Below are 12,888 nucleotides of genomic sequence, written 5' to 3'. Positions count from 1 at the left end.
ATAATTCAATGAGAGCTTGGTTTACAACAAATCACGACGAAAACTCCTGGAACGGGACGGAATATGAAAAATATGGATTGATTACAAAACCAATGGCCGTTTTTTCTGCTACTTGGAATGGTGTTCCGTTATTATATTCAGGGCAAGAACTTCCGAATATGAAAAGATTGGAGTTTTTTGAAAAAGATGTCATTAAGTGGACGAATACGTATCAGATGGCAGATTTTTATAAGACATTATTAAATTTAAAATCATCAAACTCTGCATTAAGAGGTGGCGATTCAAATGTTACAACGTATCTTTTAAACACAACTGCAAACGACAAAATTTTAGCTTATATCAGAAAAAATGGGAACGATGAAGTTCTAGTTGTTTTGAATATGTCAAAAGAAGTTGTCAATTTCTCTATTGAAGATGAGCACTTATCAGGCAGTTTTAAAAATATATTTGATAAGATGAAAAGAGATTTTAATGAAGAAAAAAACTTCAATTTCAAACCTGGTGATTATGCCGTTTTTGAAAAGTAATTGTTTAAAATTTGAATGAAAATAAAAATCCCCGTTACTATATCTGTGACGGGGATTTATGTTTGTGTTTCTAAAATCTGTTATTGTGCCTGTAGTTTTACGTTATCTATTACCCAAAGTTCAGAAGAAGCATTATTTCTTAAACCAATTCTTACTCTTAGTTGACTTGAATTTGGAATTCCGGTTACAGATAATTTTGTGATTGCCTGTGCCCCGGTAAGTGTAATTCCAGATGTAGATGATGTACTAGGTGACGTTACATTCAGGTTGGATGATGCAAAATCATTTGTACCAGTTCCAGTTCCTGAGAATGCCCATCTTGTATTTGAACCTGAACCTGCGTTTCCTCCAAGCAGGGTAAGTTTTGTTGCATAATTAGATCCTCCATCTGTACTTATTTCAACAGAAACAAGATCTGCAGATTCCATTCCGTTTCCGGTACTTCCTATAGAGAATGCAGCAACATCAAAACTTAATGTAATATTATTTGTATACGATGAAGCATCAATTGTATTGAATTCTACATAAGTGCTTGTTACAGTACCTGTTGTAGGGTTTGAATATCCATAACCTCTTGCTCCTGTAGAGAATAGTGGTGATGAAGCTGGGGCGTCTCCAGATGCTGCTGTATTTCCTGAAGTGAAGTTTAAACTTGATGTTGAGAATCCTGAAGTTGTATAGTTAGCAGTTTCGCCTGTTTCGAATCCTTGTGTGAAAATAGTTCCCGAATTAAGCGTTATAATTGGACCTTTGAAAGGTGAACCGGTTTCTGATCCTGTTGTAGTACCTGTAGAAGCAACAGGAGTTACATAAAATTTGATGTATTTTCCGGCATCTCCCGCTGTAATAGTGTAAGTTGTGCTATTAGCTCCGGAAATATTAGATTCATTTGTTCCTGAAGAATCATCAGAATGAGTCCATCTAAATGTTGATGCTCCCTGAGCGTTTCCTTCAGCATCGCTATATGTGTAAGTTCCCGTTAGGATTTGTCCGATTGCTGTATTTCCTGTGATATTTACAGAAGAAGCTGTCGGAGCCTGATTCGCAATTACTGAGCCTCCCCATGGAGAACATTTGATGCTTCCTGGTGATGCACCCACAGATGATCCCGGAGTTACACAAAACTGAAGATATTTTCCCTGATCTGCTGCAACAAGAGTATAGTTCTGTGTCGTAGCAGAAGGTATAATCATTGTATTTGTGCCAGAACCATTATCTGCTCTTTTCCATATAAATGTACTCGCATCATCCGGATTACTTTGAGCATCAGAGAACATATAATTTCCGGTTAATAATGAACCTGTAGAGTAATTTCCTGTAATTGTTACATTGGTTGCAGTAGGAACTGTGTTAATTTCCTCATACCCTAAGTTTTGCCATTTTGTACCATCCCATCCAAAGAATGTTTTTTTGTCTTTATCGAAAACAATTAGACCTTCATTTGCAGCTGTAGAAAGATCATTCACTGCAGTTGTTGTAAGTCTTGGAATCAGCAGTCCTTTTGTATCAGAGGTCACATCCAAAACAGAAGAAGGGTGTGGTGTAGTAGTGTTAATTCCAACTTGCGAAAAAAAGGATGTAGATGTTGAAATTAATGTAATAACGAATATTTTTTTAGTCATGATTAATTAAAGTAAAAATTAGAAGGCAAATATATATATTATAGTATTTTAAAAATTAAATCGTAAAAAAATTAAATATTTGTTAATAATGTGATAAAAATTTAAATTAAGTAATGTTGTTTTATTTTTAATAAATGATATTGAAATTTAATTATTATGTTAATTGTTTTTATTTTATATCTAAAAATTGGGAATATTTCACCATTGGAAATAGCTTTGTATTAGGATGTGCAGAGAATTAATAATTCAAAAAGAATAGATATAATTGAAGTGTTGGTAATATTATGTTATCTACAAATGAGATAATTTTAAATTGAATTAATTTAATACATTTGAAGTTTAACATTAAATTTCAACAATTAATTTCATGGACAAATCAAAAATATTAGATATCATAAAGAATAAAATCACCGAAAAAATTCAAAATTTTGAAAATTTGATCGCAGAAACCCGTGCTTCGAACAACGATACCAAAAGTTCAATGGGAGATAAATACGAAACTGGTCGCGAAATGCTTCAACAGGAAATCAATAATTTGCAAAGGCAATTGAATGAATGTCTCAACCAACAGACGATTATTCAAAAAATAAGCGGTGAGTCTTCTTCAAAAGTGCAAAACGGAGCTTTAGTGAAAACTAATAAAGGCTTATTTTATGTTTCAGCTTCTGTTGGAGAAATTGTTTTTGATAATGTTAAAATAATGACCGTTTCCGCAGAATCCCCTTTGGTAAAAGCAATGAATGGATTGAATAAAGGGCAGGCTTTTTCAATTAACAATACAAATCAAATTATTGAAGAGATTTGGTAAGTAAAAAAGATTGATAATTTTAAATTTTACTTTATTAAATTAAATGTCTTATACAAACCTATGTGTTTAACATATTTAATATTTCATTTGAAAATTTAAGAAAATTTTATTGCTTACTTTTGAAGCAATAAGCATTTTAAGTCGTAAATTGTATACAATTAATTTAATAAAAATCATATTAAAATTTTATCAATATGGGAATTTTAAATAATAAAGTAGCCTTGGTTACAGGTGCCGGTTCAGGAATCGGATTGGCGATTGCTCAGGCGTATGCAAAGGAAGGTGCAAAAGTAATTGTATCAGACATCAACGAAGAACATGGCAACGAAGCCGTTGAAAAAATTAAATCAGAAGGAGGTGAAGCGTCTTTTGTAAAGGCAGATACATCCAATGCAGAGCAGGTTGAAGCCCTTGTAAAGAAAACTGTTGAAATCTACGGAAAATTGGATATCGCCTGCAATAATGCCGGAATCGGTGGCGAACAGGAACTGACGGGAGATTACAGCCTTGATAGTTGGAGAAAAGTATTGAGCGTGAATTTGGATGGTGTTTTCTATGGTTGTAAATATGCGTTAGAACAAATGGATAAAAATGGAGGCGGAGTAATTGTAAATATCGCTTCCATCCACGGAACAGTTGCAGCACCGTTTTCTTCTGCGTATACTTCTGCAAAACACGCAGTGGTAGGACTTACAAAAAATATAGGTGCAGAATACGGACAGAAAAATATCCGTTGTAATGCGGTTGGTCCAGCCTATATCGAAACCCCACTTTTGGAAAGCGCAAGTGGAGATATGAAAGAAGCTCTGATTGCAAAACATCCAATGGGAAGATTGGGCAGACCGGAAGAAGTTGCAGAATTGGTTTTATTTCTAAGTTCTGATAAATCTTCGTTTATGACAGGAGGTTATTATCTTGTAGACGGTGGTTATACTGCAATATAATTGGCTGGAAGCTAGAAAAAGGAAGCTGGAAGTTTATATCACGATTAAAAAATAATCATATAATAGTAAAACTTCCAGCTACCAACTTTTCAAAAACTTTTCCCATTAATATATTCCATCAAAGAATCTTTATAATTCGGGGCGATAGTAATGTGTTGATCTCCAATGATGATGTGATTTCTTTCAATCGCTTCAATTTTATCGAGCGCGATGATGTACGAGCGATGAACTCTCATGAAATTTTCTGATGGAAGTTCTTCTTCGAGTTTCTTTAAACTCATTAAAGTTAATACTGGTTTTGGATTGTCTTTAAGGAAAATTTTCACATAATCTTTTAATCCTTCAATAAATAATATTTCAGAAAAATTGATTTTAATTTGTTTGTATTCAGATTTAACAAAGAAAAATTCATGTTTTTTTTCTGTTTTTTCTAAACTTGGCTGAAGGTTTTCAAAATAATTTTTAGCTTTTGTTGCAGCATTTAAAAATTCAGTATAATCGAATGGTTTTAAAAGATAATCTAATGCATTTACCTTATAACCGTCAATTGCATATTGTTCGAAAGCTGTTGTAAAAATCACTTTACTTTTTTGTGGAAGCAGTTTAGAAAATTCCAAACCTGTCAAATCCGGCATCTGAATATCAAGAAAAAACAGATCGATTTCTTTTTCATCCTCCAGCTTTTGCATGGCTTCGATCGCGCTGCTGCATTTCGCTTTTAATTCTAAAAAAGGCGTTTTCAGAACGTAGCTTTCAATTAAATTTAAAGCCATTGGTTCATCGTCGGCAATCAGGCAGGTTAGTTTTTTCATGCTTATTTTAGTTTATCCAAGTTCCTCCGCTTTCAAGAATTTTCCATTTATTGTTTTCTTTTTTCAGAATGTATGCCATTCCTTGACCAAAATAGCCTTTAGAATGATAATCTAATTCGATATATGCAGTTTTGTGATCTGCTGAGAAAACAGGAATTGAAAATTCGTAATATTGGTAATACTTTTTATTTTTTCTGTCTAATAAGATTTTAGGAAGGTTAGAAAAATTATATCTTGATTTCAACTCATTGCTAATTTCCAAAGTATCAGGATTAATATTTTGAGATAAAAGATAAATTGAATCATTTTTACTAAATGGTTTTTTCAGATTGAAATTAAGAATCCAATCTAATGTTCTTTCATTTTCATTTATCGGACGGATTTCTTCAGGTTTCGGAGTAATAATTTTAATTTTTTTAAAAAACTGTGTCATTGTATTTTTCTCAATATTATTTTTCTCAATATCGATCCTGTCAGTTTCTATAATTGTGGTAATAATTGCGTTAATGTCATCTTTTCTTTCTTGAATATTAAATTCAGACTTAGAGCAACTAATAAAAATTAACAGTAAAATAAACAATGCAAAAAATTTTTTCATAAATTGATCTTATTTTGTATCCAATTTCACTTCCGCAATATACATTCCATTGTTCAGGTGAGAATGAAATTCGTGTTTTTCTGGATATAGCAAAGTAAGTCTTTTTTTAAGATTTTCAACACCGATTCCAGAACCGCTTTTATCCGTATCCGTCTTCGGAAAATTAGAATTGGAAGCCGTAAAATGAATTTCATTTTCTATAATTTCCATTTTGAAATAAATATCAGAATGTTGCGTTGCCGAAATTCCATGTTTAAAAGCATTTTCAACAATGGAAATAAAAAGTAACGGTGCAATTTTCATATCAGGAATCGTCTTTGGAAAATTGGTATAAACTTTTGTATTATCCGTCAATCTTAAAGACATCAACTCGATATATTTATTTAAAAATTCAACTTCTTCGGAAATGCTAATTCTCTCAACATCAGTTTTATATAAAAGATGTCGCATCAATTTACTTAAACTGTGAATGCTGTGTTTTGCTTTTTCCTGGTCGAAATCTATTAACGAATAAATATTATTTAATGAATTAAAGAAAAAATGTGGCTGTAATTGATATTTTAAATGTTGAAGTTCAGATTGCAATTTAATATTATCAGCTTCAATTTTCATTTCTTCCGCTTTCTGAATTTTCTTTCCTGCATTAATAGCGATTGAAAATGCTACCGGAATCATATAAATCAGGGTATCCATAAAATAAAATACTGCTGCCGGAGGTCTTCTGCCATTAGGATTGTATCGACGGGGTTCTAGCCAGTCGGTAATCTGATTTTTTAAAAATATTAAGGATAAAATCAACAGAAGATTAACTAAGAAAAACCATACTTTTTTATTTTCGAAAAGATGTTTTGTGAAATAGATATAATTGGCATAAAAGACAACAGCAAGGAAAATAAGCTGTATCCAAAAGCGACGGAAAAGATCTTTCCAGTCTGCGTCCGAGCCAAAGGAAAAAGCGGCAGGAAGAAAGAATAAAACCAACCAAATCAGGAAATGTAGGCTGATTTCAACGTTTTTATTTTTTAGATTAACCATTTACAGGTTGTGTATTTTAAAATTTATATTTTTTTAAACCTTCAAAAAATCTGAATCTGTGAAACTTTTGAAGCAGTGAATTTAGAATTTTTTCTACCATTTCTTCGACATTTTTATTAAACTTGCTTAAACAATTATTATGATTCCAAAAGTCATAAAAGGTTAATACTTTATTTGCAAACATTTATTTTATTAATATTTGAAATTTTCTGATTACTGTTCTAAAATTCTATTATTTAAGAAAGAAAATCAAAACTATTAGACAAACAGTACTATTTTATAGAAGTATTGCTTTTTTCTATCGTTACAGATTTTTAATTTCCAATTATAAAAGAACTATTTTAAATTAAAAATCCTTTATTTTGCAAAAAATCAATGGCGGTTTTTTAACGATAAAATTTCAGGAAGATGCAAAATTACTTAGACCTTTTACAACATATTTTAGATAACGGGACAGATAAAACCGACAGAACAGGAACGGGAACAAGAAGCGTTTTCGGATACCAATTGAGATATGATTTGTCGAAAGGTTTTCCTTTGGTGACGACTAAAAAGGTGCATTTGAAATCTATTATTTATGAATTGCTTTGGTTCTTAAAAGGCGATACAAATATCAAATATTTAAAAGATAACGGAGTTTCAATCTGGGACGAATGGGCGAACGAAAACGGAGATTTAGGTCCGGTTTACGGAGCACAATGGAGAAGCTGGAACGGAGCAGATGGAAAAGTTGTTGATCAGATTACAGAAGTTATCGACCAGATCAAAAAAAATCCGGATTCCAGAAGACTGATTGTTTCAGCATGGAATGTTGCAGAAATTCCGAATATGGCTTTAGCGCCTTGTCATGCGTTATTTCAGTTTTATGTAGCGGATGGAAAATTGTCACTTCAATTGTATCAGAGAAGTGCGGATGTTTTCTTGGGTGTTCCTTTTAATATTGCAAGCTATGCTTTGTTATTGATGATGGTTGCGCAGGTTTGCGATTTGGAAGTTGGAGATTATGTTCACAGTTTTGGTGATGTTCATATTTATAATAATCACTTTGAACAAGTTCAGAGACAGCTTTCAAGAGATCCAAGACCGCTTCCGACGATGAAATTAAATCCTGAAATTAAAGATATTTTTGGTTTCGATTTTGAAGATTTTACACTGGAAAATTACGATCCGCATCCGGGAATTAAGGCTCCTGTTGCTATTTAAAGAATTATTTTAATTATATACATACATAACCAAAAGTGAAGCTCAAAACTTCACTTTTTTTGTAACATCTTCTGAAATTTTTCAACCTATTGATAAATCTCAAAGTATGTTTAAAAAGTTACTTCTTCTATCAGCAATCGGTATTTCCAGCATAGCATTTTCGCAAAGTCAGGAGAGACAGAAATTAATGGATTATCTGGATTCTCTGAATGTACATCATAAAGTAATGGGAAGCTTTGCGTTTGCATACAAAGATGAGCCTACTTTCCTTAAAGTTACGGGGTTTTCTGATGCCGATAAGCAGCAAAAAGCCAATATTAATACACAATATCGTATCGGTTCTATTTCTAAAACCTTCACCGCGGTATTGATTATGAAAGCTATTGAAGATAAAAAGCTTTCTTTAACTACAAAATTATCGGATTTTTACCCTGAAATAGAAAAAGCCAATAAAATATCCATTGAGCAATTATTGCAGCACAGAACGGGAATCCATAATCTTACCGACGACGAGGAATATTTTACTTATAATACTCAACCTCAAACTGAGAATAGTTTAATTTCAATCATAAAAAAATATAAAAGCGATTTTAATCCGGGAATTAAGTATGAATATAGTAATTCAAACTATATTCTGTTGGGATATATTTTGGAGAAAGTATATAAGAAAAGCTATGCCCAACTTATTCAGGATAAAATTGCAAAACCTTTAAAACTCACTCTTACTAAAGTCGGCGGGAAAATTAATCCGGCAGAAAATCAGGCACTTTCGTATAATTACGAGGGCGACAAATATGTTGCTTGGCAAGAAACGGATATGAGCGTTCCTATCGGGGCAGGAAATATTATTTCTACGCCTACAGAACTTTTAAAATTTATTATCGGACTTGAAAATGGAAAGCTTATTACCAAAGCAAGTCTTAAAGAAATGAAAAACTATGTTGATAATTACGGTTTCGGGCTCACGAAGGTTCCGTTTGGGGGAAGCTGGGGATTTGGTCATAATGGAGGAATCGATCAGTTTAGATCAGTCTTGTATTACTTTCCGGATTTGAAAGTTGCTATCAGTTTTGTTACCAACCAATCAAATTACAATAACAATGATATTTCGATCAAAATGTTGCAGACTGCTACAGGGCAGAATTTTGAAATGCCGGAGTTTAAGGATGTCGCTGTTTCTACGGAAGTTTTGAAAAAGTATGAAGGAAATTATAAAACCAAAGATTTTCCTTTAGATATTAAAATTTTTATAGAAAACGGCGAATTAAAGGGACAGGCAACCGGGCAAGGAGCTTTTCCTTTGGAAGCGGTTTCTGAAAATGAATTTAAATTTGATATGGCGGGAATTAAAATGAAATTTAATGCAGAAAAAGGAACAATGGATTTTGCTCAGGAAGCCAATAAGTTTACCTTTAAAAAAGAATAAATACAATGAAATATTTAAAAATAAATACAGAAGAAACCGTAGATCTTGAAGCGCTGAAAAACGCAATACTTCAAATGAAAGGTGTAGATTCTGTAGAAATTATCGACGACGAAAATCCTGAAAGTGAACTGAAAAAAGCTTTTAATAAAACTAAGGAGCAGTTCAAAAAAGGGGACTACGAAACGGTAGTCAATGATATTTTTGACATTTTAACAAAAAATAATTCTAAAAAATAATAATGAAAAAAGCCATTTTATCGATTGCTTTATTGAGTGGAGTTTTCTTTTCCACAAATGTAGCAGCACAAACCGAAACTTCGGGTAGAGAAAAGGTGTACAGAGCCACTCACACGAAAGTGACGGAACTAAAACATACGAAGCTAAAAGTAAATTTCGACTATCAGAAGGAACAAATGAATGGGGAAGAATGGCTTACTGCTGCTCCTTTTTTCTATCCAACCAACGAATTGACGCTAGATGCAAAAGGAATGTTGATTCATGAAGTAGCTTTGGATATCAATGGTAAAAAATCTCCTTTAAAATATGATTATAAGGATGATGTATTGAAAATCACTTTAGATAAGACCTATCAGAAAAATCAGGATTACACGGTTTATATTAAATATACAGCACGTCCGAATGAGGTGAAACAACAGGGAAGTGCTGCAATTAATGATGCTAAAGGTTTGTATTTCATTAATGCACAAGGAAAAGATCCGGATAAACCAACACAAATCTGGACTCAAGGTGAAACTGAATCTTCTTCGGCATGGTTCCCGACGATTGATAAATCGAATCAGAAAACAACTCAGGAGATCTACATGACGGTTCCTGATAAATATGTGACGCTTTCCAACGGACTTTTAAAAGATTCTCAAAAAGAAGCAAATGGTTTAAGAACAGATCATTGGGTGATGGATAAAAGACATTCAACTTATCTTTTCTTCATGGGAGTGGGTGAATACGCGATTGTGAAAGACAAATGGAGAAATATTGCGGTGGATTATTATATCGAAAAAGAGTACGAACCTTACGCAAAACAGATCTACGGAAATACTCCGGAAATGATCGAGTTTTTCTCTAAAAAATTGGGTTACGATTATCCTTGGGCGAAATATGCGCAGATTTCAGGAAGAGATTATGTGAGTGGTGCGATGGAAAATACAACAGCAACGCTTCACGGAAGTGATATTTTGCAAAAACCGGGACAATTAATCGACGAAAATACTTGGGAAGATACAATCGCTCACGAATTATTCCACCAATGGTTTGGAGATTTGGTAACGGCAGAAAGCTGGAGTAACCTGACTGTAAATGAATCTTTTGCAAATTATTCTGAATATCTTTGGAACGAATATAAATATGGAAAAGACCAGGCAGATTATCATCAGATGAAAGATGTGGGCAACTACATTCACAATCCTGCCGATTTCAAGAAAGATTTGGTAAGATTCGATTATGATTCTCGTGAAGATGTTTTCGACTTGGTGACGTATCAAAAAGGTGGAGGAATTCTTCATATGTTAAGAAATTATTTGGGTGACGATGCTTTCTTTGCCGGTTTAAACGATTATCTGAAAACGTATGAATATCAAAACGGTGAAGCGCATCAATTAAGATTATCTTTTGAAAAAGTTTCAGGACGAGACCTGAATTGGTTCTTCAATCAATGGTATTTTGGAAGCGGACATCCGAAAATTAAATATTCTTACACCTTCGAACCGGTTAAAAAACAAACAACTGTTGTTATTGAGCAAACTCAGGATCAGCCATTCGAATTTCCTTTGGCAATCGATGTTTACGACAACGGAAAACCTAAAAGATATAATGTTTGGGTAAATGCAACGGCTAAAAACAGCTTCAATTTTGATGTTTCTAAAAATGCAGATTTAGTAAATATCAACGCAGATGGAATTTTGGTTGCAGATATTACCGATACAAAAACTCCTGAGCAAAATTTGATGCAATTCTTAGGTTCGAAAGAATTTAAAAGCAAATACAATGCTCTAAACGGAATAAAAGATCAGGTTGGCAAAAATCCTGCAGCGACAAAATTATTGGCGGCAGCGATCAAAGATCCTTTCTTCAGAACAAGAATTAAGGCTTTGCAGTTGATGGATTTATCAAATCCGGAGCAATTTAAAGCGATGGGTTCTGATGTTGAAAAATTAGCAGCAAATGATCCGAAAACCTTGGTTCAGGCAGCTGCCATTTCAGCTTTAGCAAAGACAAAAGATAAAAAATACATTCCTCTTTTCGAAAAAGGAGTAAATGCAGTTTCAAACGCTGTGAAAGGTAGCTCTGTAAGTGCAATCGTGGAAATCGATCCTTCAAAAGCAAGTGCTTATGCTGATAAAATCGATTTGGAAGGCGCTCCGGACAGTTTGCTGGATAAATTATTGCCAATTATCGTTAAAAATAAAGTAACTTCTCAGATGGCGAATATCGCTCAGGTGGCGGCTTTCTATCCTTTCATTAAATTCCAAAATGCTGAATTAGGAAAGTCTGCGGAAGAAGGATACAACTGGATCATGAGTTCAGATAACTTAAAAGCAACAGAAAGCATCACCAAAATGTTGGGTCAGGCAAAAGGACAAATGGGTGACAATCCTCAAGTAAAAATGATGATAAGCCAGATGTTGAAAGAGGGTCTTGCTAAGAAAATGGAGCTTTTGAAACAAAATCCTCAAAACGCGGCAAGCATTAATAAACAGATTGACGCTATTAATAAATCAATTGAAGATTTTAAATAAATTTCAATTAAAATAATTAATTAAAAAAATATGATAACCGTTATTTTTATAGCGGTTATTTTTGTTTTTAAAATTGATTATTGTTAAGTTTAATTTAAATATTTCGTTAAAATATTGATTATTTAATTTTATAATTATAATTTTGTTGCGAAATTAATATAATTAAATTTATTCAATGAAAACAACTTTATTTTCTAAAAATTTAAAAAATCGGTATTTTTTGCCGTCCATATTGGCGTTTTTGTCAATAGGTGTACAAGCGCAGGTTTCTACCTTTCCCTGGACAGAAACTTTTGAAGATAATTCTCCAACAAGATCGAGCTGGACGCAGATTTATGAAACCAACAACATGACTTGGACTTTTGCATCATCTGCAACAACAGGAAGTTCGGGAGTTACAGCTTTCGGAGGAACAAAATTTGCAAATTTTCCTGCTAATTCTTCGAATGCCGACAAGACTAAACTGGTGAGTCCGCCACTGAATTCGTCTGCACTTTCTTCTCCGAAAATAAGTTTTTACCTCATCAATCCTCAGCAGAACGGAAATGCAAATTGGGTAAGAATCTACTATCGTATGTCTGCAAATGATCCATGGAATACTTTAATGGGGTTTCAGCCGCCATTTAATTCGTGGTATTTTTTCGGAAACATCGGAATGCCGCCTAATATTTATCAGATTGCCATCGAATGTGAAAATGCTCAGGGATATTCTACATTAATTGATAATGTGACGATCAGCAATGATGTTCTAAGTGTAAATGATGTTTTAAATTCTAAATCAACGATTAAATTTTATCCAAATCCTGTAAAAAGCATATTGAGTTATACAGGTAGGGAAAAGATCAACGAAATTACTATTTATGATGCGAACGGAAGGAAAGTTAGGACGGAGAAAGCAAATTCGGAACAGGGAAGTGTTGATTTTTCTGCATTAAATAAAGGAATGTATATTATTTCGGGAAAAACAGATCAGAGAACGGAGACTTTTAAAATCATTAAAAATTAAATAAAAGCAACAGGAAGATTTAAACTTAATTGATAATTTACAGTAAGACATCTCTTTTGGGATGTCTTTTTTAGTAAAATTGTTTTTATTCAAAAAAATCAAAAAATTTGGTAAAAATCATAGATGATTAAACGTTTACATTTTTTAAATTCGTA

The 12,888-nt window shown here is 33.0% G+C and carries 12 protein-coding genes (1 of these 12 running past the window's edge); 8 read left to right on the top strand and 4 right to left on the bottom strand.

Features of this window, described 5'->3' with window-relative positions:
• Positions 1-527 carry the 3' end of an alpha-amylase family glycosyl hydrolase gene (locus tag ACKX2A_RS06335; RefSeq protein WP_415328428.1) on the top strand. 820 nt of this gene lie to the left of the window's left edge, so only the last 527 of its 1,347 coding nucleotides appear in the window; its start codon lies beyond the left edge, outside the window; the stop codon is at positions 525-527.
• Between the two features lie 80 nt (positions 528-607).
• Here ACKX2A_RS06335 and ACKX2A_RS06330 read toward each other — a convergent pair whose 3' ends face one another.
• On the bottom strand, positions 608-2,149 hold the full coding sequence (locus tag ACKX2A_RS06330; protein WP_415328426.1) for a hypothetical protein: 1,542 nt from the start codon (positions 2,147-2,149) through the stop codon (positions 608-610).
• 367 nt (positions 2,150-2,516) lie between these two features.
• On the opposite strand from ACKX2A_RS06330, the gene ACKX2A_RS06325 reads away from it, so the two are divergent.
• Together ACKX2A_RS06325 and ACKX2A_RS06320 are read left to right on the top strand one after the other, a co-directional pair.
• Positions 2,517-2,957: a hypothetical protein gene (locus ACKX2A_RS06325; RefSeq protein ID WP_415328424.1), complete on the top strand. Its 441-nt coding sequence runs from the start codon at positions 2,517-2,519 to the stop codon at positions 2,955-2,957.
• Between the two features lie 194 nt (positions 2,958-3,151).
• Positions 3,152-3,901 (top strand): SDR family NAD(P)-dependent oxidoreductase, encoded by a 750-nt coding sequence (locus ACKX2A_RS06320; RefSeq protein ID WP_415328423.1) that lies wholly within the window; start codon positions 3,152-3,154, stop codon positions 3,899-3,901.
• 89 nt (positions 3,902-3,990) lie between these two features.
• On the opposite strand, the gene ACKX2A_RS06315 is transcribed toward ACKX2A_RS06320, so the two are convergent.
• From ACKX2A_RS06315 to ACKX2A_RS06305, 3 genes are read right to left on the bottom strand one after another with little or no spacing between them, the layout of a single operon-like run.
• A complete protein-coding gene (locus ACKX2A_RS06315; RefSeq protein WP_415328421.1) occupies positions 3,991-4,713 on the bottom strand; it encodes a LytR/AlgR family response regulator transcription factor in 723 nt (240 codons plus the stop codon).
• A 7-nt stretch (positions 4,714-4,720) separates the two neighbouring features.
• Positions 4,721-5,311: a hypothetical protein gene (locus ACKX2A_RS06310; RefSeq protein WP_415328419.1), complete on the bottom strand. Its 591-nt coding sequence runs from the start codon at positions 5,309-5,311 to the stop codon at positions 4,721-4,723.
• Between the two features lie 9 nt (positions 5,312-5,320).
• On the bottom strand, positions 5,321-6,346 hold the full coding sequence (locus tag ACKX2A_RS06305) for a sensor histidine kinase (protein ID WP_415328417.1): 1,026 nt from the start codon (positions 6,344-6,346) through the stop codon (positions 5,321-5,323).
• Between the two features lie 408 nt (positions 6,347-6,754).
• On the opposite strand from ACKX2A_RS06305, the gene ACKX2A_RS06300 reads away from it, so the two are divergent.
• The 5 genes from ACKX2A_RS06300 (at position 6,755) to ACKX2A_RS06280 (ending at position 12,733) form a co-directional block, all read left to right on the top strand.
• Positions 6,755-7,549 carry a thymidylate synthase gene (locus ACKX2A_RS06300; protein ID WP_415328415.1) on the top strand — a complete coding sequence of 265 codons (795 nt, stop codon included), beginning with the start codon at positions 6,755-6,757 and terminating at the stop codon, positions 7,547-7,549.
• A 106-nt stretch (positions 7,550-7,655) separates the two neighbouring features.
• On the top strand, positions 7,656-8,975 hold the full coding sequence (locus ACKX2A_RS06295; protein WP_415328414.1) for a serine hydrolase domain-containing protein: 1,320 nt from the start codon (positions 7,656-7,658) through the stop codon (positions 8,973-8,975).
• A 5-nt stretch (positions 8,976-8,980) separates the two neighbouring features.
• Positions 8,981-9,211, top strand: a complete 231-nt coding sequence (locus ACKX2A_RS06290) for a hypothetical protein (RefSeq protein ID WP_415328413.1) — start codon at positions 8,981-8,983, stop codon at positions 9,209-9,211.
• Between the two features lie 2 nt (positions 9,212-9,213).
• Positions 9,214-11,727 carry a M1 family metallopeptidase gene (locus tag ACKX2A_RS06285; protein WP_415328412.1) on the top strand — a complete coding sequence of 838 codons (2,514 nt, stop codon included), beginning with the start codon at positions 9,214-9,216 and terminating at the stop codon, positions 11,725-11,727.
• Between the two features lie 175 nt (positions 11,728-11,902).
• Complete coding sequence (locus ACKX2A_RS06280) at positions 11,903-12,733, top strand: T9SS type A sorting domain-containing protein (protein ID WP_415328411.1); 831 nt, start codon at positions 11,903-11,905, stop codon at positions 12,731-12,733.
• Positions 12,734-12,888 lie beyond the last annotated feature (155 nt).

The sequence above is a fragment of the Chryseobacterium sp. MMS23-Vi53 genome (assembly GCF_047651245.1).
Lineage (GTDB): Bacteria > Bacteroidota > Bacteroidia > Flavobacteriales > Weeksellaceae > Chryseobacterium.
This window is presented reverse-complemented; position numbering and strand designations above follow the sequence as displayed.